Raw genomic sequence first — 24,746 nt, forward strand, 5'->3', positions numbered from 1 at the left:
ACGGGACGTTACTGCTGGTGAGCGCTGCGCGCGGCTCGACCGCCCGAGATCCGCTGCTGCGGCACAGGAGGCGTGACTGTTCCGCAGATGCGGACTATCATGGCGGGTCGTGACGCGTTTCCGGATCAGTGAGGCCGCCGAGCTGCTCGGCGTCAGCGACGACACCGTCCGACGCTGGGTCGACGCGGGCGTGCTGGTGGCCGCCCCCGACGACGCCGGGCGCGCGACCGTCGACGGTGCAGCGCTCGCGGTCGTCGCCGTCGAGCGGGCGCACGCGCCCGCCGACCCCGCGTCGCACGGCACGTCCGCGCGCAACCGGCTCCCAGGGCTCGTCACCCGTGTCGTCACCGACACCGTCATGGCGCAGGTGGAGATGCAGTGCGGCCCGTTCCGGGTCGTGTCCCTCATGTCCAGCGAGGCGGTCCGCGACCTCGGCCTCGAGGTCGGGTCGCTCGCGGTCGCGGTCGTGAAGGCGACGACGGTCGTCGTCGAGACGTCGGGAGGAAGTCGATGACACGCAGTCGAGGCACCCGCGCACTCGTCGGAGCCGTCGTCGCGCTCGTCGCGGTCGCCGGGTGCTCGGCCGCCGAGCCCGAGTCCCCGGCGACCGGGGCGAGCGGGTCGGCCGACGCCCTCAGCGGCACGCTCACCGTGTTCGCGGCCGCGTCGCTGAAGGGCGCGTTCGACGAGCTCACCGCCGACTTCGCGGACGCGCACCCCGGCGTCGACGTCCAGCCCACCACCTACGACGGGTCGTCCACGCTCGCGACGCAGCTCGTCGAGGGCGCTCGCGCCGACGTGTTCGCGTCCGCCGACGAGACGACCATGGGCACGGTCGACGACGCGGGCCTCGTCGAGGGGGCGCCGACGCTGTTCGCGACGAACACGCTCCAGATCGTCGTGCCCGCCGGCAACCCGCACGGGATCGCGTCGCTCGCCGACCTCGCCGCGCTCGCGTCGTCGGGCGGTCGCGTCGTGCTGTGCGCCGCGCAGGTGCCGTGCGGCGCCGCGGCGCGGAAGGTCCTCGACGCCGCCGGCGTGGCCCTGACGCCCGCGAGCGAGGAGCAGAACGTCACCGCCGTGCTCACCAAGGTCGTCGCGGGGGAGGCCGACGCCGGGCTCGTCTACCGCACCGACGTGCTCGCCGCCGGTGACGACGTCGAGGGGATCGACGTCGACGAGGCCGCGGACGTCGTGAACCGGTACCCGATCGCGGTGCTCGGCACGGGCTCCCGCTCCGCGCAGGACGCCGAGGTCGCCCAGGCGTTCGTCGACCTCGTGCTCTCGGACGCCGGTCAGCAGGTGCTCGCCGACCGGGGGTTCGCCGCGCCGTGACAGCCGCGTGGGCCGAGCGGGTGCCGGCGTCCCGGACGGCCGACCACCGCGCGGCGAGCGTCACCCCGCTGCTGCTGAGGCTGCCGGCGGCGCTCGCGCTGGGTCTGCTCGTGCTCCCCGTCGTCGCGCTCGTCGTGCGCGCCGACTGGGGGTCGCTGCCCGCCGACGTCACGTCGCCCGAGGCGCTGTCCGCGCTCGGGCTGTCGCTCGTGACGTCGACCGCGTCGACCGTCGCCTGCCTGCTGCTGGGTGTGCCGCTCGCCGTGGTGCTGGCCCGGTCCCGCGGGTGGACGGCCGACGTGCTGCGCGCGCTCGTCACGCTCCCGCTGGTCCTGCCGCCGACCGTCGGGGGCATCGCGCTGCTGTTCCTCCTGGGCCGTCGCGGGCTGCTCGGGCAGGCGCTCGACACGTGGTTCGGCGTGACCATCCCGTTCACGACGCTCGCCGTCGTCATCGCGCAGACGTTCGTCGCGATGCCGTTCCTCGTCCTGGGCGTCGAGGGCGCGCTGCGGACGGTCGGCACGCGCTACGAGACGGTCGCCGCGACCCTGGGCGCGGGCCGGTGGACCGTGCTGCGCCGCGTGACGCTGCCGCTCGTCGCGCCGGGCCTGGTCAGCGGCACGGTGCTGTGCTTCGCGCGGGCGCTCGGTGAGTTCGGCGCGACCGCGTTGTTCGCGGGCAGCACCGCGGGCGTCACCCGGACGATGCCGCTCGCGATCTACGCCGCGTTCAACGGCGCGGGCGTCTCGCAGGGCACCGCCGTCGCCCTGTCGCTCCTCCTGGTCGCCGCCGCGGTCGCCGTGCTGCTCGCGGCGCGCGCATGGCGACCCGGGCGGGCGGCGTGAGCGGGGTACCCGGGCCGGCCGGCGCGCGCGGGTTGCCGGGTCCGTCCGGGACGCTCGTGGCGGACGTCCGCGTGCGGCGCGGGGCCTTCGCGCTCGACGCCGCGCTGCACGTCGAACCCGGCACGGTCGTCGCGGTGCTCGGCCCGAACGGTGCGGGCAAGTCGACGCTCCTCGACGTCCTCGCGGGCCTGCTCGTCCCGGACGACGGCACCGTCCGGTCGGGGGAGCGGGTCCTCACCGACGTCCCTCCCGGCGGCCGTGCGACGGTCGTGCGTCCCGAGCGCCGGTCCGTCGGGCTGCTCGGCCAGGACCCGCTCGTCTTCCCGCACCTCAGCGCACGCGAGAACGTCGCCTTCGCGGTGCGGGCGCGCGGCGGCGCGAGCGCACGGTCGGCACGGGCCGAGGCGGACGAGTGGCTCGGCCGCGTCGACCTGGCCGGGCTCGCCGACCGGCGGCCGACCGCGCTCTCGGGCGGGCAGCGCCAGCGCGTCGCGCTCGCGCGTGCGCTCGCCGCGCACCCCGCGGCACTGCTGCTCGACGAGCCGTTCGCGCAGCTCGACGTCCGGACCGCCGCGGCACTGCGGGACGTCGTCCGGCAGCAGGTCCGCGCCACCGGGACCGCCACGGTGCTGGTCACGCACGACGCGGTCGACGCGCTCACGCTCGCCGACGAGGTGCTGGTCCTCGTCGACGGCACGGTCGTGGAGCGCGGTCGGCCCGTCGACGTGCTCGCCGACCCCGCGCACCCGTTCACGGCCGCGCTGGGCGGCACGAACCTCCTCCTCGGCACGGTCGCCGACGACGCGTCCGGCCCGGCGGTCGTCACGGCCGACGGCCTGCGCGTCCCGTGCCCCCCTGGCCTCCGCGCCGGCACCCTCGCCCGGCTGACCTTCGCGCCGTCCGCGGTGGAGGCGCACCGGGCCGCGACGGCGCACGAGCCCGCGACGGGCGTCGTGCGCTGGGAGACCCGCGTCGTCGACCTCGAACCGGGGACGACGGGCGTGCGGGTCCGGACCAGCGGGGACGTCCTGGTCGACGTCCGCCCGGCCGACCTCGCCGTGCTCGACCTGCAGGTCGGCGCACCGCTCGTGCTGTCCGTGCCGCACACCGAGCAGCGCCTCCGCCCGCTGAGCTGACGCGGCCGCGACCTCACAGCCGCGTCCGGCACCCCGTGCGGGAACTGTTCCCGCCGCGCAACGCGGCCGGTGGGCGGGACGAAACATGCCGTTCGTAGCGTCGCCTGCGTCCGAGCCCCCATCCCTCCCGGAGGTCCCCATGGCGACACCGCTCGCGACCCCCGACGCCGAGGCGTCGACCACGACCACCACCGGCGCGACCCCCGTCGCGACCGGTGCGCCGCTCACCGTCCGCCCCGGCCGCTGGATCGACGGCTGGAACCCCGAGGACACCGCCCAGTGGCGCTCGGTCGGCAAGGCGATCGCGGCGCGCAACCTCGGCCTGTCGATCTTCGCGGAGTTCCTCGGGTTCGCCGTCTGGGCGCTGTGGAGCATCGTCGTGCCGCGGCTGCCCGCCGCGGGCTTCGACCTGACCGTCGACCAGATGTTCTGGCTGATCGCCGTGCCGAGCCTCGTCGGCGCGTCGCTGCGCATCCCCTACACGTTCGCGGTCCCGCTGTTCGGCGGGCGCAACTGGACGATCGTGTCCGCGCTCCTGCTCCTCGTCCCCACGAGCGCGCTCGCGATCGCGGTGCAGAACCCCGAGACGTCGTTCGGCGCCCTGCTCGGCATCGCGGCGCTCGCGGGCGTCGGTGGCGGCAACTTCGCGTCGTCCATGGCGAACATCTCGTTCTTCTACCCCGAGGCGGAGAAGGGCCGGGCGCTCGGGCTGAACGCCGCGGGCGGCAACATCGGCACCGCCGCGGTGCAGTTCGCGGTGCCGCTCGTCGTCGTCGGTGCGGCCGGCCTGCAGCTCGAGCGTGCGGGGCTCATGTTCATCCCGCTCGCGATCCTGGCCGCGTTCCTCGCCTGGCGGTTCATGGACAACCTGTCGAACGCCAAGGCCGACCCGCGCGCGTACGGCGTCGCGACGCGCGACAAGCACACGTGGATCATCTCGTTCATCTACATCGGGACGTTCGGCTCGTTCATCGGGTTCTCCGGGGCGTTCCCGACGCTGCTCCAGGCCCAGTTCCCCGAGGTGACGCTCTCGATCGCGTTCGCCGGGGCGCTGGTCGGCTCGGTCGCGCGGCCCGTCGGCGGCATCCTCGCGGACCGGTTCGGCGGCTCGACCGTCACGATCGCCGCCTTCGCGGTCATGGCCGCGGGGACCGTCGGCGTGATCGTCGCCCTGCGGGCGCACCACTTCCTCGGCTTCTTCCTGTCGTTCCTGCTGCTCTTCGTGGCGACGGGCGCGGGCAACGGCTCGGTCTACCGGATGATCCCCGCGGTGTTCCGGTTCGGCGCGACCGACGAGACGCGTGCGAGCCGCGCGAAGGCCGCGGCGGGCTGCATCGGCATCGCGGGCGCCGTCGGCGCGATCGGCGGGTTCCTCGTGCCCCGCGGGTTCGCCGTCTCGACGTCACTGACCGGAAACATCCAGGCGGCACTCTGGGTGATCGTCGGGACGTACGCGGTCATGGCCCTCACCACGTGGGCGGTCTACCGGCGCCGCGGCTCGGCCTTCGGCTCCACCGTCATCTGACCCTGCCCCCGGCCCCGGAGGACATCCCAGCGTGACGGCGATCGCGACCGCGCAGCACGAGCACACGGCGACGACCCAGGTCGCCACCGTGTGCTCGTACTGCGGTGTGGGCTGCGGCCTGGTGCTCGACGTCGTCGACGACGGCACGGGCCGCACGGTCCGCAGGGCGAGCGGTGACAAGACGCACCCGGCGAACCACGGGCGGCTGTGCACCAAGGGCGCGACGACGGCCGACCTGCTCGCGGCGGGCGGGCGGCTGTCGACCGCGCTCGTGCGGCCCGAGCGCGGGTCGGAGCCCGTCCCGACGGGCGTCGACGAGGCGGTCGCGACCGTCGCGCGGCGGTTGCGCGAGATCGTCGACCGGGACGGGCCCGACGCCGTCGCGCTGTACGTGTCGGGGCAGATGAGCATCGAGGCGCAGTACCTCGCGAACAAGCTCGCCAAGGGGTACCTGCGCACCAACCAGATCGAGTCGAACTCGCGGCTGTGCATGGCGAGCGCGGGCACCGGCTACAAGCTGTCGCTCGGCTCGGACGGCCCGCCCGGGTCGTACGACGACCTCGACCACGCCGACGTGTTCCTCGTCATCGGCGCGAACATGGCCGACTGCCACCCGATCCTGTTCCTGCGGCTGCTCGACCGGGTCAAGGCGGGGGCGAAGCTCATCGTGGTCGACCCGCGCCGCACGGCGACCGCGGAGAAGGCCGACCTGTTCCTGCAGGTGAGGTCCGGCACGGACATCGCGCTGCTCAACGGACTGCTGCACCTGCTCGTCGAGGCGGGCGCGGTCGACGACGAGTTCGTCGCGGCGCACACCGAGGGCTGGGACGCGATGCCGGAGCTCCTCGCCGACTACCCGCCGGACGTCGTCGCGAGCATCACGGGTGTCGCGGAGGAGGACCTGCGGGCGGCGGCGGCGCTGATCGCGGGCGCGGAGAACTGGGTGTCCTGCTGGACGATGGGGCTCAACCAGTCGACGCACGGCACCTGGAACACGAACGCGCTGGTGAACCTGCACCTGGCGACCGGCGCGATCTGCCGGCAGGGGAGCGGACCGTTCTCCCTCACAGGCCAGCCGAACGCCATGGGCGGCCGCGAGATGGGCTACATGGGCCCCGGCCTGCCCGGCCAGCGCACGGTGCTCGACCCCGCGGACCGGGCGTTCGTCGAGGACCTCTGGGACCTGCCCGCGGGCACCATCCGGTCCGACGGCGTCGGGCGCGGCACGATCGAGATGTTCGAGCAGATGGCCGCGGGTGACATCAAGGCGTGCTGGGTGATCTGCACCAACCCGGTCGCGTCCGTCGCGAACCGCCGCACGGTCATCGAGGGCCTGGAGAACGCCGAGCTCGTCGTCACGCAGGACGTGTACGCCGAGACCGAGACCAACGCGTACGCCGACGTCGTGCTCCCCGCGGCGATGTGGACCGAGGGCGACGGCGTCATGGTCAACAGCGAGCGCAGCATGACGCTCGCCCGCCGCGCGCTCGACCCGCCCGGCGAGGCGCTGCCCGACTGGGTGCTGATCGCGCGCGTCGCCACCGCGATGGGCTACCCCGGCTTCGCGTACGCGTCGTCGGAGGAGGTGTTCGAGGAGATCCGGCGGACCACGAACCCGCGCACCGGCTACGACCTGCGCGGCGTCACGTACGACCGGCTGCGCGCCGCGCCCGTGCAGTGGCCGTCCGCGTCGCCGGACGGGCCCGCCCGCAACCCCGTCCGGTACGTCAACGACGGGGTCCACCAGCCGCTGCTGGTGGACGACGACGGCACCGTCCCGCGCCTGCGGTTCGCCACCCCGTCGGGCCGGGCCGTCTTCCACGCGCGCCCGCACCTGCCGGCGAAGGAGATGCCGGACGACGACTACCCGTTCCTGCTCAACACCGGCCGCGTCCAGCACCAGTGGCACACGCTCACCAAGACGGGCCGCGTCGCGAAGCTCACCAAGCTCAACCCCGGCCCGTTCGTCGAGCTGCACCCGGACGACGCGGCACGCCTCGACGTCGTCGACGGCGCGACCGTCGAGGTCGCGTCCCGCCGCGGCCGGGCCGTCCTGCCCGTCGTCGTCACCGACCGCGTGCGGCCCGGGTCGCTGTTCGCGCCGTTCCACTGGAACGACCTGTTCGGCGAGTACCTGTCCGTCAACGCCGTCACCAACGACGCCGTCGACCCGCTGTCGTTCCAGCCCGAGCTCAAGGTGTGCGCGGTGTCCGTCACGCTGGTCGCCCCGCCGCCCGTTCCCGTGGCCGGCACGCCGGCGGCGACCGACGCGGGCGAGGTGGACCCGTCGCCCGGCGGCTCCCCCCTCGGCCCCGACGGGACGACGGGCGACGACGCCGTGACCGACGGTGCGCGGGCGATGCGCGCGCTCGCAGGCGCGCTGGGCCTCGAGGACTTCGGGCCTCCCGTGCTGGGCGACGACGAGCGCCGCTACCTCGCGGGCTTCCTCGCCGGGCTCGGCGGCGGCGACGTCACCGGCACCCCCGTCCTGCCGCCGACCGCGCCGCTCGACGGCACGTCCGCGCTCTGGGTCGACGGGCTGCTGGCCGGGATGTTCTCGCGCGCACCGCAGTCCTCGTCGCGGGGTGCCGCGACCGGCGGACCGGCTCGCGCGCCCGCGCCCGTGCGGCCGCTCGTCGTGCTGTGGGCGTCGCAGACCGGCACGTCGGAGGAGGTCGCCGAGCGTGTGGCGGCCCGGCTGGCCGACGGCGGGCGCACGCCCGAGGTCCTCGCGATGGACGACGCCGTCGGAGCGCTGCCGCGGCGGGCCGACCTCGTCGTCGTGACCAGCACGTTCGGTGACGGCGACGCCCCCGACAACGGGACGGCGTTCTGGGAGGCGCTGGCCGACCCCGAGGCGCAGCGGCTCGACGGGTCGCGGTTCGCCGTCCTCGCGCTCGGCGACTCGAGCTACGACCAGTTCTGCGGGCACGGCCGACGCGTCGACCGGCGCCTGGCGGAGCTCGGCGCGCAGCGGCTCGTCGACCGCGGCGAGTGCGAGCCGGGCGACGAGGAGACCGCCGAGCGGTGGACCGAGCGCGTCGTCGCGGTCCTCACCGGTGGACCCGCGGCGACCGCCGCGCCCGCCGACGACGCCCCGCCCACCGACGGAGCGGTGACCGGCGCCGGCGCGATCCCGGGAGCGGGTCCGGACGTCCGGCCCACGGGCGACCCGCTCGACGCGCGCGGCCTGGGTGAGCCGCTCGTTGGCGCTGCGACCGTCGTCGAGCGCCCCCTCGCCCCGACCGGGCCGGCCACGGCCGTTCCCGCACGCGCGACGCGTGCGCGTCCCGGCGTCGCGCGCCTCGTCGGGAACCGGCTGCTCAGCCTGCCGGGCTCCGCGAAGGAGGTCCGCGAGGTCTGGTTCGACACGTCGCAGTCGCCGCTGCCGATGCCGTACGCGGCCGGTGACGCGCTCGCGGTACGGCCCGTCAACGCCGCGTCGGTGGTCGAGGAGTGGCTCGCCGTGACGGGTGTCGCCGCCGACGCGCCGGTCACCGTCGAGGGCGTCGGCACCGTCCCGTTCGCGGTCGCGCTGCGCGACGAGCTCGACGCCACGCGCCCGTCGCAGGACCTCCTGCGGTTCGTGCACGAGCGGTCCGGCAGCGAGCGGCTGCGTCGGCTCCTGCGCTCCGAGAACCGCAACGACCTCGCGAAGTGGCTGTGGGGACGGCAGGCCGTCGACGTCGTCGGGGAGCTGCGCGTCGACGCGACGGCCCAGGAGTGGGCGGACGTGCTGCGCCGCCTCCAGCCGCGGCAGTACTCGATCTCGTCGTCGCCGCTCGTCGACCCGCACCGCGTCCGCCTGACGATGTCCGTCGTGCGGTACGAGGGGCCGTCGGGCGCTGCCCGGGGTGGGGTGTGCTCGACGTTCCTCGCCGACGCCGGCCCGGACCTGTCGGTGTCCGCGTACGTGCAGCCGTCGACGCACTTCCACCCGCCGGCCGACCCGGCCACGCCGATGGTGATGGTCGGCCCGGGCACGGGGGTCGCGCCGTTCCTCGGGTTCCTGCAGGAGCGGCGCGCGCTCGGGCACGCCGGCGACAACTGGCTGTTCTTCGGCGAGCAGCACGCCGCGACGGACTTCTACTACCGCGACGAGCTCGACGCGCTGCGCTCCGACGGGCTGCTCACCCGCCTCGACACGGCCTTCTCGCGCGACCAGCGGTCGAAGGTCTACGTGCAGGACCGGATGCGCGAGCATGGTCCGCAGCTGTGGGCGTGGCTCGAGCGCGGCGCGCACGTCTACGTGTGCGGCGACGCGTCGCGCATGGCGAAGGACGTCGACACCGCGCTGCGCGAGGTGGTGTCCGTGCACGGCGGCCTCGACGCCGACGACGCGGCCGCCTACGTCAAGCGCCTGTCGTCTGAGCGCCGGTACGCGCGCGACGTCTACTGACGCCCACCGCGCAGCCACCCGTCGGCGAACGCGCCCTCAGTACCGCCTGACCTCGGTCGTGCGGTGCTGAGGGCGGCGCGTTCGGCGGTCCGTCTGCGCCGTCCGGACCCGGCGTGATGTCAGCCGACCGTCACGCGGACCGAGTCGTAGCCCGTCGCACCGTCCGGGATCTCGCCCTGCTGCGCGCCCGTCTGCGGGCCGTCGGGGTCGAACGCCCGGACGAACAGCTGGTGCTCGCCCGGCTCGGCGGGCCACGTCCAGCGCCACTGCCGCCACGAGTCGACGCCGCCGTCGCCCGCGAGCTCCGCGTCCTGCCAGTCGCCGTCGTCGACCCGGACCTGCACGCGGACGATCCCGCGGTGCTGGGCCCACGCCGTGCCCGCGACGACGACGTCGCCCGCGTCGACCTGCGCGGACGGCCGCGGCACCTCGATGCGCGACTGCGTCTTGACCGGCCCGCGCTCCGACCAGCCGCGGTCCGTCCAGTACGCCGTCGCGGCGTCGAACCGCGTGACCTCGAGGTCGACGACCCACTTGGTCGCCGACACGTAGCCGTACAGCCCCGGCACGACCATCCGCACGGGGAACCCGTGCTCGGGCGGCAGCGGCTCGCCGTCCATCGCGATCGCGAGCAGCGCGTCACGGTCGTCCGTCAGCACCTCGAGCGGCGTCGACGCGGTGAACCCGTCGACGCTGCGCGAGAGCACCATGTCGGCGTCGGCCGTGGGTCGGGCGCGAGCGAGCACCTCGCGGATCGGCAGCCCGAGCCAGCGCTGGTTGCCGATCAGGTCCCCGCCGACCGGGTTGGACACGCACGCGAGCGTCACCCACGCCTCGACGAGGTCGGACGCGAGCAGCTCGGCCCACGTGAGCTCGACCTCCTGCTCGACGAGCCCGTGCACGCGCAGCACCCAGGACTCCGGGTCGACCTGGGGCACGACCAGCGCGGTGTCGATCCGGTAGAACTCGCCGGCCGGTGTCTGCCACGGCCCCACGCCCGCGACGTCGACCTGCACGTCCGCCGGCACGGGCGGTGCCGACCGTGCGGGCGCGGGCAGCCGCAGCGCGTCCCGGGCCGCCTGCACGCCGCGTCGCGTCCCGCTGAGCGCGCGCCCCAGGGCGACGGCCACGAGGCCGGCGGCGGTGGCCGCACCGGCGCCGACGAGGAACCCGCGCCGCGACGCCCCGCGCGCGGAGCCGTCCCCGTCGGGGAGCGGGACGGGCGGGAACGGCGACCCCACGGTCGGGTCCGCCGCGAGCGGTGCCGCCGGTGCGGACGCGTGGACGTCGGTCGTGCCGCGCGTCTCGTCCCCGGCCCCGGCCGGGGTCGCCGCCGGCGGGCGCGCGGCGACGACGGACGGTCCGGCGGGGATCCGGCGCAGCAGGGCGCGCAGGACGAGCAGCCCGGCGGCCGCACCCGCCACGGCCGGCAGGGGAGCGAGCACCCCGGCGTCGGGTCGGCCCATCGCGGCCAGGCCCGCGACCGCGCCGAGCGCGACGACGACGGTCGCCCCCCACGCCCAGCGCCGGTGCGCGAGCACTCCGGCGAGCGCGGCGAGCGCCGCGAGCACGAGCACCTCGCCGATCCCGAGCACGACCTTGTCGGCCGTCCCGAACGTCGACGCAGCGAAGTCCTTGAGCCACCCGGGCGTCGCGTCGACGAACGCGGCACCGACCGCGACCAGCGGGTCGGTCGACGGCCCGGTGAGCACGGCGACGAGCGAGCCGACGCCGACCGTCACGACACCGGCCGCGACGCCGGCGAGGGCGGCGGCACCGTCGCTGCGTCGCACGGTCACCTCCGGGAGGTCGGCCCGCCCGGGGGCGGGGGTCGAGGGTCAGGGGGACCGCCCGGTGCGTCCGGGCGGCGGACCCGGGGGTCAGAGCGCGGGCGACCCGAGCGCGGCGGGGACGTGCGCGCCGTGCCCGGCGTCGCGCAGCGCGGCGCGCACACGCTCGGCGGCGGCGTCGAGGTCCTCGGCGGGCACGTCGTGCCGGGCGTTGGCGAAGGTCAGCGACGACTCGTCCCACGCGGGGAGCACGTGCAGGTGCAGGTGCGGCACCTCGAACCCGGCGACCAGCAGGGCGACGCGCGGCGCCGCCCACGCGGCCTGCTGCGCCTGACCGACGACCTTCGCGACGCGCGTGAGGTGCGCGAGCAGGTCGTCGGACGCCTGCGTCAGCTCGACGACCTCGTCGCGCGGCACGACGAGCGTGTGCCCGTCGGTGATCGGCGCGATCGTGGTGAACGCGACGGCGACGTCGTCCGCCCACACGAACCGGCCGGGGATCTCGCCGTCGATGATCTTCGTGAAGAGCGTCGTCATGGGGCCACGCTAGGCGCTCGCGGGCGATCCCGGACGGCGACGCCGGCTCAGACGGCGGTCGGCGTCCCGCGCAGGGCGTCCGTGAGCTTCATCCGCCCGCCCGAGTGCAGGACGGCGTTCGCGTAGACGCGCCCGGCGAACCACACGAGGAACGGCACGAGCGCGAGCGACAGGCCGGCGGCGAGCAGGATCTCCCACGTCTCCACGGCGCCGAGCGCGACGCGCACGGGCATGATCATCGGCGCGCAGAACGGCACGAACGACAGCGCGGTCACGAGCGCGTTGTCGGGGTCCCACGGCGTCACGGAGATCGCGAGGACGTAGGGGATGCCCATGACGAACAGGACCGGCGAGATCACCGAGCCGACGTCCTCCTGCCGCGACACGAGCGCGGCGAGCGCGGCGAGCAGCAGCGCGTACATGAGGAACCCGATGACGAACCACACGAGCGCCCACGCGGCGGTGGCCCCGAGGTCGAGCGTCGTCGTGTCGAGCAGGCCGAACGCCCAGGCGGTCCCGCCGCCCGCGAGCACGACGAGCGCGACCTGCGCGAGCCCGATGATGCCGATGCCGAGCACCTTGCCCGCCATGAGGTGCCAGGGCCGGACGGTCGCGAGCAGCAGCTCGACGACGCGGCTGGTCTTCTCCTCGACGACGCCCTGCGCGACGAGCTGCCCGGCGGTCATGAGCCCGATGAACAGCAGGATCCCGGCGAGGTAGCCCGCGATGATCTGCGCGCCGTCGACCTGCGGCGGCGAGCCGAGCGTCGTGACCGACGGCGTGGCGCCCGCGACCTGGCTCGCGACCTCCGCGGGGTCGCCGCCCAGGTCGGTGACCGCGCCGGCCAGCGCGACCTGCTGCGCGAGCGACGCGAGCACGGGCTGCAGCGGCTCGGGCACGTCGTCCTGGACCACGACGGTCAGCTCGGGGTCGACCCCGGTGACGAGCACGTCGACGTCGCCCGACGTCACCAGGTCCTCGCCCTCGGCGGTGTCCGCGACGTCCCGCACCTCGACGGGGACGCCCGCGGCCTGCGCGGTCGCGACGAGCGGGTCGGCGACGTCGGACGCGTCGGCCACCACGCCGACGACCTGCGGGTCGGGCTCCCGGTTGCCGACGAGCCCCGCGACGACGCCCGCGAGCACGACCGCGGCGACCAGCGCGAGCGTGGTCCACAGGAACGGCTTGGAGCGCAGGCGCGTGCTGATCTCGCGCCCGGCGACGAGCCGGACGGCCGCACCCGCGGAGAGGTCGGTGTCGTGGGTCGTGGTCATGCGCGGGCTCCCGCCTGCTCGGGGGTCTCGGCGGTGACGACGTGCCGGTACAGCTCGGTGAGGGTCGGCCGGACGACGGCGAACTCGCGCACCGGCCCGGCGGCGAGCGCCGCGCGCAGCAGCTGCTGGTCGACGTCCGCGGGTGCGCCGGTGACGGCCTCGACGACGACGCGTCCCGCGTCCACGCCGTCGGAGAGCCGTGCCGTGGGCACCGCGGGCAGCCAGTCGGCGGCGGGCGGACCGTCGACGACCCACCGCCGGTCGCCGGTGCTGCGCAGCTCGTCGATCCCGCCGACGGCGACCATCGACCCGGCGCGGACGATCCCCACGCGGTCGGACAGGCGCTCGACGAGCTCGAGCTGGTGCGACGAGAAGATCACGGGCACCCCGCCCGCGGCCTGCTCGCGCAGCACGGTGCTCATGACGTCGACGGCGACGGGGTCGAGGCCGGAGAACGGCTCGTCGAGCACGAGGATCTCGGGGTGGTGCACGAGCGCGGCGGCGAGCTGCACGCGCTGCTGGTTGCCGAGCGACAGCTTGAGCACCTCGTCGTCGCGGCGCCCGGCGACACCCAGCACCTCGGTCCAGTGCTCCATCGACGCGCGCGCCGCGGCGGGGTCGAGGCCGTGCAGCCGCGCGAGGTAGACGAGCTGCTCGCCGACCTTCATGCGCGGGTACAGCCCGCGCTCCTCGGGCATGTACCCGATGCGCCGCCGGACGGCGTGGTCGACGGGCCGGCCGTCCCACGTCACGGTGCCGGAGTCGGCGGCGAGCACGCCGACCGCGATCCGCATCGTCGTGGACTTGCCGGCGCCGTTGGAGCCGACGAACCCGAAGATCTCGCCGGCGCGCACGTCGAACGTCATGCCCCGCAGGGCCTGGACGTCGCCGTACGCCTTGGTCAGCGCGTCGAACGCGAGGGTGGCCACCCACCGATCCAAGCAGAGCGTCCGCGGCGCTCCCTCCGTCTTCGGGTGGAGATCAGCCGTCCCGCTCGTGCGCGAGTCGCTGCAGCGCGAGGACGGTGTTCCAGTTGCGCGCGGTCCCGACGCGGCCCGCGGCGCGCGACAGGACGTCGATCGTGAGCTTCGACCGGCCCTGCCCGTGCGGGTAGTACGCGTACGTCTCGCGACCGTGCCAGACGACGACCTCGTCGCCGTACCGCGACGCGTCGAACTCGCGGACCGAGGCCACGTCGGGCACGTCGTCCCAGCACACGACGGCGAGGTGCGACGGGTCCTCGCGCGCCTGCGCGGGGAAGGGCAGCACGCCGACGAGGCGGTCCCACTCGGCCGTGGTGCGTGCGACGACGGGCACGTCGAACCCGACCTCCTGCGCGAGCGCGTGCGACAGCCCGGCCGCGACGTCGGACGCCGACTGCCCGCCGGCGGGGACCAGCACGACGTTCCCGCTGTTCACGTACGTGGCGACCTGCTCGTGGCCCAGGCCCTCGGCGACGGTCCTCAGCTGGGCGGCCTTCATGGTCCGCCCCCCGACGTTGACGGCCCGCAGCAGGGCGATGACGGCGCTCATGCCGCACAGCCTCGCACCGACGTCCGACGCCGGCCGGGCTCACACGGCTACCACGCCCCGAGTGAGAGAACCGTTCCGCCGAGGTAACGCGCGCGCACCCGTGGACGAAACACGCGGTTCCTACCGTCGGAGCACGCCCTCGTCCCTACCCGACGGAGCCCCCCATGAACTCACGTCACCTCGTCGTCGTCGGCGGCGGCATGGTCGCCCAGCGGCTCGTCGAGGCGCTGCGCGACCGCGACACCGCGGGCGCCTGGCGCATCACGGTCCTCGCGGAGGAACCGCGGCGCCCGTACGACCGCGTCGCGCTCACGAGCTACTTCTCGGGCCGCAAGCCCGAGGAGCTCGAGCTCGGCGACCCCGCGCTGTGGGACGACCCGCTCGTCACGCTGGTCCGCGACGACGCCGTGACGGCTGTCGACCGGGCGACGCGCACGGTGACGGCCGCGTCGGGGCGCACGTACGTCTACGACCACCTCGTCCTCGCGACGGGTTCGTACGCGTGGGTGCCGCCGACCGAGGGCGCGGACCTGCCGGGCGTGTTCGTCTACCGGACGGTCGACGACGTCGCGGCGCTGCGCGGGTACGTCGAGAAGCTCCAGCAGGACCTGGTCCGCCCGGTGCGCGGCGCGGTGCTGGGCGGCGGCCTGCTCGGCCTCGAGGCGGCGGGTGCGCTCCACGCGCTCGGGGCCCAGGCGACGGTGCTGCAGGTCGGCTCGCACCTCATGGACACGCAGCTCGACCTGGGCGGCGGCGAGGCGCTGCGGCGGCTCATCAACACGATCGGCGTCGGCGTCCGGGTCAACGCGATGACCGTGAAGATCCGCCCGCACCGACGCGGCGGTGTGGGACGCCTCGACCTCGCGGACGGCGGTCGGGTCGACGCCGACGTCGTGGTCGTGGCCGCGGGCGTGCGGCCGCGCGACGAGCTCGCCCGCGCGGCGGGCCTCGAGGTGGGCCCGCGCGGCGGCGTGGTCGTCGACGACACGTGCGTGTCGTCCGACCGCGACGTCTCCGCGGTCGGCGAGGTCGCGTGCATCCAGGGCGCGTGCATCGGCCTGGTCGCCCCGGGCTACGCGATGGCCGAGGTCACCGCGGACCGCCTGCTGGGCGGCGCGGCCGAGTTCCCGGGCGCGGACACCGCGACCAAGCTCAAGCTGGCGGGCGTCGACGTCGCGAGCTTCGGCGACGCGTTCGGCCGCACCGAGGGCGCGCTCGAGCTCGTCTGGGCCGACCCGGTCGCGGGCGTCTACAAGAAGCTCGTCATGTCCGACGACGCGCGCACGCTGCTCGGCGGCGTCCTCGTCGGCGACGCGTCCGCGTACGCGAGCCTGCGCCCGATGCTCGGCCGCGAGCTCCCCGGCGACCCGGCCGCGTTCCTGCTGCCCGAGGGCGGTGGCGGCGGGCTCCCCGACCTGGAGCTGCCCGACGACGCGGGCGTCTGCTCGTGCAACAACGTGTCCGCCGGGACGATCCGCGGCGCGGTCACCGAGCACGGCTGCACCGACGTCGGCGCGGTCAAGGCGTGCACCAAGGCCGGCACGTCGTGCGGCTCGTGCCTCCCGCTCGTCAAGAAGCTCGTCACGACCGAGCTGTCCAAGCAGGGCATCACGGTGAGCAACGCGCTGTGCGAGCACTTCGCGCTGTCCCGCGCGCAGCTCTACGACGCGGTGCGCATCTCCGGGGTGCGGTCGTTCACCGAGGTCGTCGAGCGGTTCGGGACGCGTGCCGAGGGCCGCGGCTGCGACATCTGCAAGCCGGCCGTCGCGTCGATCCTCGCGACGACGGCGCCCGCGCACGTCCTCGAGGGCGAGCGCGCCGCGCTGCAGGACACCAACGACCACGTCATGGCGAACCTGCAGAAGGACGGCTCGTACTCGGTCGTCCCGCGCATCCCCGGCGGCGAGGTCACGCCCGAGGGGCTCATCGCGATCGGCGAGGTCGCGAAGGACTTCGGGCTCTACACGAAGATCACCGGCGGGCAGCGCATCGACCTGTTCGGCGCCCGCATCGACCAGCTGCCCGTCATCTGGCAGCGCCTCGTCGACGCGGGGTTCGAGTCGGGTCACGCGTACGGCAAGTCGCTGCGCACCGTGAAGTCGTGCGTCGGGTCCACGTGGTGCCGGTTCGGCGTGCAGGACTCCGTGGCGCTCGCGGTCCTGCTCGAGCTGCGCTACCGCGGCCTGCGCTCGCCGCACAAGCTCAAGATGGGCGTCTCCGGGTGCGCCCGGGAGTGCGCGGAGGCCCGCGGCAAGGACGTCGGCGTCATCGCGACCGACAAGGGCTGGAACGTCTACGTCGGCGGCAACGGCGGCTTCACCCCGAAGCACGCGGTGCTGCTCGCCGAGGACCTGTCGACCGAGGACCTCATCCGCACGATCGACCGCTTCCTCCTGTACTACATCCGCACCGCCGACCGCCTGCAGCGCACCGCGCCGTGGCTCGAGGACCTCGAGGGCGGCGTCGACGCGCTCCGCGGCGTCGTCATCGACGACACCCTCGGCATCGCGGCGGACCTCGACGCGCAGATGGCGCAGCACGTCGACACCTACGAGGACGAGTGGCGCGCGACCCTCGAGGACCCCGAGAAGCTGCGCCGGTTCGCGTCGTTCGTCAACGCGCCCGCCACGCCCGACCCGTCGCTCGCGTACGTGCCCGAGCGCGGTCAGGCCCGCCCCGCCACCGCGGACGAGCGCGACGCCGCGCTCCGCGGAGAACCCGTCCTCGTCGCCGGCACGACCCTGGAGGTGCGCGCATGACCGTCTCGGAGACCCCCACGCTGCCCGAGCTCGACCAGACGGGCTGGCAGCCCGTCTGCGCGCTCCGGCACCTCGCGCCCGAGCGCGGCGCAGCGGCGCTGCTCGGCGGGCACCAGGTCGCGCTGTTCCGGCTCGTCGACGACCGCGTGCTCGCGGTCGACCAGCACGACCCGTTCTCGGACGCGTTCGTGATCTCGCGCGGCATCGTCGGGTCGCGCTGGGTCGACGACGTCGAGGTGCCGACGGTCGCGTCGCCCATGTACAAGCAGGTCTTCGACCTGACGACGGGCCGCTGCCTCGACACGGTCGGGAAGGTGCCCGTGCGCGACCTGCCCGCCGACCTGCGCAGCTTCCCGGTCCGCGTCGTCGAGGGCGTGGTCGAGGTCGACGTCCCGGTGGCCCCGTGACGACGATGCTGGGCGTCGACCTGGCCGGTCGGCGCGTCGTCGTGGTCGGCGGGGGACCGGTCGCCGCCCGCCGCGTCCAGGGGCTGCTCGCCGACGCCGCGTCGGTCGTCGTCGTCGCGCCCGCGCTGTGCGAGGTGCTCGCCGACATGCACCGCTGGGGGCTCGTCGAGTGGCGCTCGCGCGAGGTCGAGGCGCGCGACCTCGACGGCGCGTGGCTCGTGCACACCGCGACGGGTGACCGTGCGACCGACGACGCCGTCGTCGGGTGGGCGGCGGAGCGTGCGACGTTCTGCGTCGACGCGGGCACCGGCACGCGCGGCACCGCTCGGACGCCCGCGACCACCCGGCACGACGAGGTCCTGGTCGGCGTCGTGTCGACCGGCGTCCCCGACCCGCGCCGCACCGCCGCGGTCCGCGACGCCGTCGACGCGCACCTGCGCGAAGGGCGCGTGGACCTGCGCCGGCGACGCCCGGGCGCCGGACGGGTCGTGCTCGTCGGCGGCGGACCCGGGCGCGTCGACCTGCTGACGCTCGGCGCCCGCCGCGCGCTCGCGCAGGCCGACGTCGTCGTGACCGACCGGCTCGGACCCGTCGGCGTGCTCGACGAGCTCGCGCCCGACGTCGAGGTGATCGACGTCGGCAAGTCGCCCGGCCACCACCCCGTGCCGCAGCACGAGATCAACCGCATCCTCGTCGAGCAGGCGCAGCGCGGCCGGTTCGTCGTGCGGCTCAAGGGCGGCGACCCGTTCCTGTACGGGCGCGGCGGCGAGGAGGTCCTGGCCTGCCGCGAGGCCGGCGTGGACGTCGACGTCGTGCCGGGCGTCTCGAGCGCGCTCGCGGCGCCCGCGGCGGCCGGGATCCCGCTCACGCACCGGGGGACCGTCGGCGCCGTGCACGTGATGAACGGCCACGACGGCTGGTCGTCCGCCGCGCTCACCGGGCTGCGCGACGCGTCGTGCACGGTCGTGGTGCTCATGGGCGTCACCGTCCTGGCCGACCTCGCGGCGCAGGCGGTCGCGGCGGGCGTCGACCCGCTCACGCCGGTCGCGGTCGTCGAGGACGGCACGCTGCCGACCCAGCGCGTCACGCGTGCCCCGCTCGCCGACGTCGCCGCGCGTGCCGCCGAGGTCGGCGTCCGGGCGCCCGCCGTGCTCGTCGTCGGTGCCGTCGCCGCCGAAGGGCTGCTCGACGCCGCCGCGCCCGACGCGTGCGACGACGCGCCGACGGCGGACCGGCCGACGGACGCGGTCCGCGCACGCGACACAATGACCTCGTGAGCGAGCCGATCGACCAGACCCTCGCCGGCTGCGTCGTCCTGATCACCGCGGACCGGCGGTCCGCGGAGCTCGCCGCTGCCCTGGGCCGGCGCGGCGCGGCGGTCCGGCACGCCCCGGCGCTCGGGATGGTCCCGCACATCGACGACGCGGCGCTGCTGTCCGGCACCCGGTCGCTGCTCGCCGACCCGCCGGACACGGTCGTCGTGACGACCGGCATCGGCTTCCGCGGCTGGATCGAGGCCGCCGACGCGGCCGGTCTCGCGGAGCCCCTCGTCGAGATGCTGCGCGGCACCCGCATCGTCGCGCGCGGCCCCAAGGCACGCGGCGCGATCCAGGCCGCGGGCCTCACGGCCGACTGGGTCGCCGAGTCGGAGACCAGCGCCGAGATCGCCGAGGTCCTGCTCGACGAGGGCGTCGCGGGCCACGACATCGCCGTGCAGCACCACGGCGCGGGCGCCGACGGGCTCGACGAGGCGTTCGCCGCCGCGGGTGCGCGCGTGCGCAGCCTCGTCGTCTACCGCTGGGGTCCGCCGCCGGACCCGGCCGTCGTGACCGCGTCCGTGCGTGCGGTCGCCACGGGCGAGGTCGACGCGGTCGTCTTCACGTCCGCGCCCGGTGCCGAGGCGTGGTGGCAGGCCGCCGAGGCCGAGGGCGTCGCGGACGAGATCGTGCACCACTGCCGCGCGGGCACCGTCGTGATGGCCGCGGTCGGTCCGGTGACGGCCCGCCCGCTCCTCGAGCGCGGCGTCGAGCCGCTGGTCCCGGACCGCGGCCGGCTCGGTTCGCTCGTGCGGGCGGTCGTCTCGTACTACGGCGGCATGCAGGACCTCGCGACCGTCGCCGGCCCGCTGCGGGTCTACCGTGGGGCGGCGGTGCTCGACGGGCACGTCCTCCCGCTCACCCCGAGCGGCCTGGAGGTGCTCCGGCTGCTCGCCGGCGCGCGCGGGTCCGTCGTCCCGCGGGACCAGGTGCTCGCGGTCCTGCCGGGCGACTCGACCGACCCGCACGCCGCGGAGGTCGCGATCGCACGGCTGCGCGAGGCGTCGGGCAGCCGCGCCCTGATCCGCACGGTGGTCAAGCGGGGCTACCGGCTGGAGCTCGAGGAGGCACGATGACCAGCGCGCTGCACGCCGAGGGGACGCCCGCGGCGGTGACCGGCCCGGTGCTCGTCGGGTGCTCGCACGGCACCGACGACCTCGGGGGCCGGGAGGCGATCCGGTCGATCCTCGCCGACGTCGCCGCGACCCGGCCCGGGCTGCGCGTGCGCGAGGCGTTCGTCGACGTGCAGGTGCCCGAGGTCGCGGCCGTCGTGGCCGACGCGCTCGCCGAGCAGCGCGGCGGTGTCGTCGTGGTGCCGCTGCTCCTGTCGGTCGGCTTCCACGTGAAGGTCGACGTCGCCGCCGCGGTCGACCGGCCGGGTGCCGTCGCGTCCGGGCCGCTCGGCCCCGACCCCCGCCTCGTCGACGTCCTCGTCGAACGGCTGCACGACGCCGGGCTCGCCCCCGACGACGCGGTCGTGCTCGCCGCCGCCGGCTCGACGGACCCGTCGGCCGCGCTCGCCGTCGAGGCCGTCGCCGCAGGTCTGGCCGACCGCCTCACGCAGCCGGTCACGATCGGGTACGGCGCCGGTGCCGAGCCGCGCGTGCCCGTCGCCGTCGCCGCCGCACGCGCCGACCTCGTCCCGGGCGGTCGCGTCGTCGTCGCGTCCTACCTGCTGGCTCCCGGTTACTTCTACGACCGCGTGCGCGAGGCGGGCGCGGACGTCGTCAGCCCGCCGCTCGCGCCGGACCCGCGGCTCGCGGCGATCGTGCTCGACCGGTACGACGCGGTCGCCGCGGACGCCGTGCCGGACGGGGTCGCGACGGCCTGACGCGCCGACGCCGCGCCCCGGACGGGTGCGAACCAGCAGGTGGACACGGGGTTGTGCGGCGTCCGGGTGAGCCCTAGGAATGCCCGCATGCACAGTGTCGTGAAGGTCAGGGCGGGCCTGCTCGCCGTCGGTGTGGGAGCGCTCCTGCTCGCCGGGTGCACGGGCGGTGGCGACACGCCCGAGCCCGACGCCGCACCCGAGGAGACCGTCTCGGTCGGCCCGTCGCCCGCGATCCGGCCCGTCGACGTCCCCGACTGCGCACCCGAGGGCTCGGCCGCCGCCGCGACCGGCCCCGAGGACGACCCGACGGTCGTCGTGTGGACCGGTGCCGGCAGCAAGGGCGTCGTGCTCGCACCCCAGAACCAGGCCGACTACTGCCAGTGGACGAACGAGATGACCCGCCTCGCGGGCCAGGGCTACCTCGTGGCGTCGTTCTCGTGGGCCGACGACTCCGCGGCCTCGCTGCTCGGCGCCGTCGACGCGCTCCGGTCCGTCGGCGCGCAGGACGTCGCGCTCGTCGGGGCCTCGAAGGGCGGGGCGTTCTCGGCCGCGCTCGCGGACGAGGCCGACGCGGTCGCGGTCGTCGCGCTCGGGCCGCCCGCGACGTTCGACGGCATCGACGCGTCGTCCGAGGCCAGCACGTACGACGGTCCGCTGCTCGTGATCGCCTCGACCGACGACAGCCAGGTGAGCGTCGACGGGTCGCGCGAGGTCGCGCGCGCCGAAGACCCGAGCACCTTCATGGAGCTCAGCGGGGGAGCGCACGGCGTCGCGCTGCTCGAGGGCGAGCACGCGTCGCACGTCCAGGTGGCGATCGACGGCGTGCTCGCGCAGGGCTTCACGGGGTGAGCGTCCGCGGCGGCGTGCGCGGCGCGGGCGTCGTGGTGCTCGGCCTGCTGCTGCTCGGGGCGTGCACAGGCGGTGGTGAGCCGACGGGCGACGGCCGCTCCGACGCGGCCGCCGGTGCGCCGTCGCCGTCGTCCCGCGCCGCGGAGGCGCCGCCGTGCCTGCCCGACGGCACCACCGCCGCCGCCATCGGGCCGCAGGACGACCCGACGCTCGTCGCCTGGCGGGGCTCCGGGACGCGGGCCGTCGTGCTCGCGCCGCAGAACCAGGGCGGCCCGTGCCAGTGGGCCGACCAGCTGACGCGCCTGTCCGACGCCGGCTACCTCGTCGCGTCGTTCTCGTGGGGTTCCGACTCCGCGGCGTCGCTGCTCGGCGCGGTCGACGTCGTCCGGTCGGTCGGCGCGCAGCAGGTGGCGCTCGTCGGGGCCTCCAAGGGCGGCACGTACGTCGCCGCGCTCGCGGACGAGGCCGACGCCGTGGCCGTGGTGGCCCTGGGACCGCCCGCCGAGATGGACGGCGTCGACGCGCGTGCGGAGACGAGCACGTACGACGGGCCGCTCCTGGTCGTGGCGTCGACGAACGACGGCGACGTCGCGGTCGGCTCGTCGCGCTGGGTGTCGCGGCTCGACGACCCGACGACGTTCCTCGAGCTGCCGGGCGGCGCGCACGGCGTCGAGCTGTTCGCCACCGCGCACCGCGACCAGGTCCAGGCCGCGATCGACCGCGTGCTCGCGGAGGGTCTCGGCGGCTGAGCGACGACGCGCAGCGGCTCGGCCGCTGACCGACGACGCGCAGGGGTTCGGCGGCCGAGCGACGACGCGGAGAGGTTCAGCCGCTGGACGACAAGGCCCTCCCGGGTGGCCGCCGCACCCGACGTCGCCGTTGACGTCGAGCACGGCGGCCCCGGCCGGGAGGGCGCGCGGAGGACTGTCTACCAGCAAGGACGGTGTCCGCACGACCGCCAGAAGCGGACGAACCGGACATGCGACCGAACCGTTATGGGTCTGTGACCCCGATCACGCAGGCGGCGCCCGCGAGCGGCCGCGTCAGAGGTAGCGGAGCGGGTCGAACTCGTCGAGCGGGATGATCCGCAGACGCGGCAGCTGGACGTTGAACGCGGCGACGTCGGACTCGAGGTCGAACACCTGGAGGCCGCGGGCGGTGAGGCCCGCGAGCGCGGTCGACGTGAACTCGCGGAACGCGAGGAGCCCGACCCGGCGGCCCTCGTCATCGACGAGCGTCTCGACCTCGGGCGCGAAGTCGCCGTCGTGGCTCGCGAGCAGCACGTCGCCGCCGCGCGACGCGATCGCCTGCAGCGTGCGCTTGATGCCGATGTCGACGACCTTCTCGTACGACTCCCCGGACAGGGGGATGGGCTGGAACCCGATCGCGAGGAGCGCCTGGACGAACGACATCGGCAGGTTGCCGTTCGAGGCGTTGAGGAAGAACAGCCCCTTCACGGGCTGCCCCCACGTCTGCTCCGCGAACCCGAGCACCCGCTCCCAGCGCGGCCGCTGGTCGGGCGTCGGCCGCCCGCCGAGGATCGACGACCCGAGGGTCGCGTCGATGTTCTCGCCGTCGACCAGCAGGTAGGTGGTGCGGGCTGCCGCGTCGGTGCTCATCGCGTCAGCGTAGCGACGGGCGGAGCCGTGGCACGGACGCGCACCGGTGCCCGCGCGAGCGGCGGGCACCGGTGCGGTCGTGGCGTGCTGCGGCGTCAGGCCACCGAGCAGGGCGTGCCGTTGAGCGCGAACGCGTTCGGCGCGGTGTTGGTGCCGTTGTGGGCGCCGTTGAAGCCGATCTGCGTGCTGCCGCCGGGTGCGAGCGACCCGTTCCACGCGGCGTTGCGCAGCGTGACCTGGGAGCCGGACTGCGACGAGACCGACGACCAGGCCTGCGTGATGGTCTGGCCGGACGGGAACGCGAACGTCAGGGTCCAGCCGTTGAGCGCGGACGACGACGTGTTCGTGATCGTGACGTTGGCGGTGAACCCGGTGTTCCACTGGTTCACGCCGTAGGCGACCCGGCACGCGCCGACGGGCGTCGTGGGGGTGGTCGTCGGGGTCGGCGTCGGCGTCGTCGGTGTGGGGGTCGGCGTCGTCGGAGTCGGGGTGGGTGTGGTCGGGGTGGGCGTCGGGGTCGCGCCGAACGCCTCGAGGATCGCCGCGTGCGCGGGCTTCTTGGCGTAGCCGTCGTTCCACACCAGCGCGGCGCCCTGGCCCGAGAACACGTCCGGGACCCACGAGTACTTGTCGGTGATGCCCCAGATGGTCACGCCCTCGCAGCGCGTGACCTGGAGGCAGGCCTGGACGACCTTCTTGTAGTCGGCGGCCTGCGTCGCGAGCTTCGAGGAGTCGGACGGCATCGGCATGCGGATGTCGAGCTCGGTGATGCGCACGTCGACGCCCAGGTCGGCGAACCGCTGCAGGTTCTGCCGGAAGTCGCCGGGGACCTGGCCGACGATGAGGTGCGACTGGAAGCCGACGCAGTCGATCGGCACGCCGCGTGCCTTGAAGTCCTTGACGAGGTCGTACAGCGAGTTGCTCTTCGCGTTGACGCCCTCGACGTTGTAGTCGTTGATGCAGAGCTTCGCGGTCGGGTCGGCCGCGCGCGCGGCCCGGAACGCCGTCTCGATGTAGCCGTTGCCGAGCTTCTGCTGGAACGTCGAGTCCTGCCGCCGGCCGCCGCCGTCGGCGAACGCCTCGTTGACGACGTCCCACGACGCGACCTTGCCCTCGAAGTGGTCCGCGACCTTCGTCACGTGGTTGACCATCGCGCTCTCGAGGGCGCTGCCGTTGAGGTTCTTCGCCCAGTCGGGCAGCTGCGAGTGCCACACGAGCGTGTGCCCGTACAGCTCCTTGCCGGTCGCGGCGGCGTAGCTCGCGACCTGGTCGCCCGCGCCGAAGCTGAAGCTGTTCTGCGACGGCTCCGTCGCGTCCCACTTCATCGCGTTCTCGGCGACGACGAGGTTGAACTCGGTGTCGGCGATCGACTTGTACGCGGACTCGGACAGGCGGTTCGGGTCGAGCGCGAAGCCGATGTCCTTGCCGGCGGCGTCGGCGGCCTCCTTCAGGGTCGTGGCGGCGTGCGCGGGGACGGCGACGGCCGTCCCGAGGACGAGCGTGGCGGCGGCTGCCGCGAGCGTCGTGCGCAACGCCGTGCGGGAACGGCGGGTCGTAGGGCAGGGTGCGGGTGGTGTGGTGGGCATGGAGT

The 24,746-nt window shown here is 75.2% G+C and carries 20 protein-coding genes; 13 read left to right on the forward strand and 7 right to left on the reverse strand.

What is annotated here, in order from left to right:
• The first annotated feature begins 109 nt into the window (after positions 1–109).
• The 6 genes from KOV94_RS13730 to KOV94_RS13755 all read left to right on the forward strand — a co-directional run bounded on the left by KOV94_RS13730 (position 110) and on the right by KOV94_RS13755 (position 9,240).
• Positions 110–514 carry a TOBE domain-containing protein gene (locus KOV94_RS13730; RefSeq protein WP_124342746.1) on the forward strand — a complete coding sequence of 135 codons (405 nt, stop codon included), beginning with the start codon at positions 110–112 and terminating at the stop codon, positions 512–514.
• On the forward strand, positions 511–1,335 hold the full coding sequence (gene modA, locus KOV94_RS13735) for a molybdate ABC transporter substrate-binding protein (RefSeq protein ID WP_218052357.1): 825 nt from the start codon (positions 511–513) through the stop codon (positions 1,333–1,335). Before KOV94_RS13730 ends, modA begins: the two co-directional genes overlap by 4 nt.
• 20 nt (positions 1,336–1,355) lie before the next feature.
• Positions 1,356–2,180, forward strand: a complete 825-nt coding sequence (locus tag KOV94_RS13740; protein WP_371852354.1) for an ABC transporter permease — start codon at positions 1,356–1,358, stop codon at positions 2,178–2,180.
• Positions 2,181–2,251: 71 nt separating this feature from the next.
• Positions 2,252–3,316, forward strand: coding sequence for an ABC transporter ATP-binding protein (locus KOV94_RS13745; RefSeq protein ID WP_308160546.1), 1,065 nt, complete (start codon positions 2,252–2,254; stop codon positions 3,314–3,316).
• A 139-nt stretch (positions 3,317–3,455) separates the two neighbouring features.
• Positions 3,456–4,841 (forward strand): MFS transporter, encoded by a 1,386-nt coding sequence (locus KOV94_RS13750; protein ID WP_218052359.1) that lies wholly within the window; start codon positions 3,456–3,458, stop codon positions 4,839–4,841.
• Positions 4,842–4,872: 31 nt separating this feature from the next.
• A complete protein-coding gene (locus KOV94_RS13755) occupies positions 4,873–9,240 on the forward strand; it encodes a bifunctional nitrate reductase/sulfite reductase flavoprotein subunit alpha (RefSeq protein WP_218052360.1) in 4,368 nt (1,455 codons plus the stop codon).
• A gap of 119 nt (positions 9,241–9,359) precedes the next feature.
• On the opposite strand, the gene KOV94_RS13760 is transcribed toward KOV94_RS13755, so the two are convergent.
• The 5 genes from KOV94_RS13760 to KOV94_RS13780 all read right to left on the reverse strand — a co-directional run bounded on the left by KOV94_RS13760 (position 9,360) and on the right by KOV94_RS13780 (position 14,374).
• Positions 9,360–11,039 (reverse strand): molybdopterin-dependent oxidoreductase, encoded by a 1,680-nt coding sequence (locus KOV94_RS13760; RefSeq protein WP_218052361.1) that lies wholly within the window; start codon positions 11,037–11,039, stop codon positions 9,360–9,362.
• Between the two features lie 81 nt (positions 11,040–11,120).
• Positions 11,121–11,567, reverse strand: coding sequence for an HIT family protein (locus tag KOV94_RS13765; RefSeq protein ID WP_124344166.1), 447 nt, complete (start codon positions 11,565–11,567; stop codon positions 11,121–11,123).
• A 47-nt stretch (positions 11,568–11,614) separates the two neighbouring features.
• A complete protein-coding gene (locus KOV94_RS13770) occupies positions 11,615–12,841 on the reverse strand; it encodes an ABC transporter permease (protein ID WP_218052362.1) in 1,227 nt (408 codons plus the stop codon).
• Positions 12,838–13,770 (reverse strand): ABC transporter ATP-binding protein, encoded by a 933-nt coding sequence (locus KOV94_RS13775; RefSeq protein ID WP_124344168.1) that lies wholly within the window; start codon positions 13,768–13,770, stop codon positions 12,838–12,840. The genes KOV94_RS13770 and KOV94_RS13775 overlap by 4 nt, the downstream gene beginning before the upstream one ends.
• A gap of 52 nt (positions 13,771–13,822) precedes the next feature.
• The gene (locus KOV94_RS13780; RefSeq protein WP_218052363.1) at positions 13,823–14,374 is read right to left on the reverse strand and encodes a DUF1697 domain-containing protein; all 552 of its coding nucleotides are present in this window, start codon (positions 14,372–14,374) and stop codon (positions 13,823–13,825) included.
• Positions 14,375–14,538: 164 nt separating this feature from the next.
• Between KOV94_RS13780 and nirB the strand changes: the two genes are divergently transcribed.
• The 7 genes from nirB to KOV94_RS13815 all read left to right on the forward strand — a co-directional run bounded on the left by nirB (position 14,539) and on the right by KOV94_RS13815 (position 22,285).
• Positions 14,539–17,133: a nitrite reductase large subunit NirB gene (nirB, locus tag KOV94_RS13785; RefSeq protein WP_124344170.1), complete on the forward strand. Its 2,595-nt coding sequence runs from the start codon at positions 14,539–14,541 to the stop codon at positions 17,131–17,133.
• Complete coding sequence (gene nirD / locus KOV94_RS13790) at positions 17,130–17,540, forward strand: nitrite reductase small subunit NirD (protein WP_124344171.1); 411 nt, start codon at positions 17,130–17,132, stop codon at positions 17,538–17,540. The genes nirB and nirD overlap by 4 nt, the downstream gene beginning before the upstream one ends.
• A gap of 5 nt (positions 17,541–17,545) precedes the next feature.
• Complete coding sequence (cobA, locus tag KOV94_RS13795) at positions 17,546–18,817, forward strand: uroporphyrinogen-III C-methyltransferase (RefSeq protein ID WP_124344180.1); 1,272 nt, start codon at positions 17,546–17,548, stop codon at positions 18,815–18,817.
• Positions 18,814–19,932, forward strand: coding sequence for a uroporphyrinogen-III synthase (locus KOV94_RS13800; protein WP_218052364.1), 1,119 nt, complete (start codon positions 18,814–18,816; stop codon positions 19,930–19,932). Before cobA ends, KOV94_RS13800 begins: the two co-directional genes overlap by 4 nt.
• Positions 19,929–20,687 carry a sirohydrochlorin chelatase gene (locus KOV94_RS13805; protein WP_124344173.1) on the forward strand — a complete coding sequence of 253 codons (759 nt, stop codon included), beginning with the start codon at positions 19,929–19,931 and terminating at the stop codon, positions 20,685–20,687. Before KOV94_RS13800 ends, KOV94_RS13805 begins: the two co-directional genes overlap by 4 nt.
• Positions 20,688–20,774: 87 nt before the next feature.
• Positions 20,775–21,536 carry an alpha/beta hydrolase family protein gene (locus KOV94_RS13810; protein WP_218052365.1) on the forward strand — a complete coding sequence of 254 codons (762 nt, stop codon included), beginning with the start codon at positions 20,775–20,777 and terminating at the stop codon, positions 21,534–21,536.
• Positions 21,533–22,285, forward strand: coding sequence for an alpha/beta hydrolase (locus KOV94_RS13815; RefSeq protein WP_124344175.1), 753 nt, complete (start codon positions 21,533–21,535; stop codon positions 22,283–22,285). The genes KOV94_RS13810 and KOV94_RS13815 overlap by 4 nt, the downstream gene beginning before the upstream one ends.
• 294 nt (positions 22,286–22,579) lie before the next feature.
• Here the strand turns inward: KOV94_RS13815 and KOV94_RS13820 are convergent, their stop codons facing one another.
• Both KOV94_RS13820 and KOV94_RS13825 read right to left on the reverse strand, forming a co-directional pair.
• Complete coding sequence (locus KOV94_RS13820) at positions 22,580–23,155, reverse strand: NYN domain-containing protein (RefSeq protein WP_124344176.1); 576 nt, start codon at positions 23,153–23,155, stop codon at positions 22,580–22,582.
• Between the two features lie 95 nt (positions 23,156–23,250).
• A complete protein-coding gene (locus KOV94_RS13825) occupies positions 23,251–24,741 on the reverse strand; it encodes a glycoside hydrolase family 10 protein (protein ID WP_225916668.1) in 1,491 nt (496 codons plus the stop codon).
• Between the last annotated feature and the right edge of the window lie 5 nt (positions 24,742–24,746).

This window comes from Cellulomonas algicola (genome assembly GCF_019024305.1).
GTDB lineage: Bacteria > Actinomycetota > Actinomycetes > Actinomycetales > Cellulomonadaceae > Cellulomonas > Cellulomonas algicola.

Coding starts and splice junctions, on each gene's coding strand:
- KOV94_RS13810 (WP_218052365.1), top strand. CDS start 20,775: ATGCACAGTGTCGTGAAGGTCAGGGCGGGCCTGCTCGCCGTCGGTGTG.
- KOV94_RS13750 (WP_218052359.1), top strand. CDS start 3,456: ATGGCGACACCGCTCGCGACCCCCGACGCCGAGGCGTCGACCACGACC.
- KOV94_RS13780 (WP_218052363.1), bottom strand. CDS start 14,374: ATGAGCGCCGTCATCGCCCTGCTGCGGGCCGTCAACGTCGGGGGGCGG.
- nirD (WP_124344171.1), top strand. CDS start 17,130: ATGACCGTCTCGGAGACCCCCACGCTGCCCGAGCTCGACCAGACGGGC.
- KOV94_RS13820 (WP_124344176.1), bottom strand. CDS start 23,155: ATGAGCACCGACGCGGCAGCCCGCACCACCTACCTGCTGGTCGACGGC.
- modA (WP_218052357.1), top strand. CDS start 511: ATGACACGCAGTCGAGGCACCCGCGCACTCGTCGGAGCCGTCGTCGCG.
- KOV94_RS13805 (WP_124344173.1), top strand. CDS start 19,929: ATGACCAGCGCGCTGCACGCCGAGGGGACGCCCGCGGCGGTGACCGGC.
- nirB (WP_124344170.1), top strand. CDS start 14,539: ATGAACTCACGTCACCTCGTCGTCGTCGGCGGCGGCATGGTCGCCCAG.
- KOV94_RS13765 (WP_124344166.1), bottom strand. CDS start 11,567: ATGACGACGCTCTTCACGAAGATCATCGACGGCGAGATCCCCGGCCGG.
- KOV94_RS13770 (WP_218052362.1), bottom strand. CDS start 12,841: ATGACCACGACCCACGACACCGACCTCTCCGCGGGTGCGGCCGTCCGG.
- cobA (WP_124344180.1), top strand. CDS start 17,546: ATGCTGGGCGTCGACCTGGCCGGTCGGCGCGTCGTCGTGGTCGGCGGG.
- KOV94_RS13825 (WP_225916668.1), bottom strand. CDS start 24,741: ATGCCCACCACACCACCCGCACCCTGCCCTACGACCCGCCGTTCCCGC.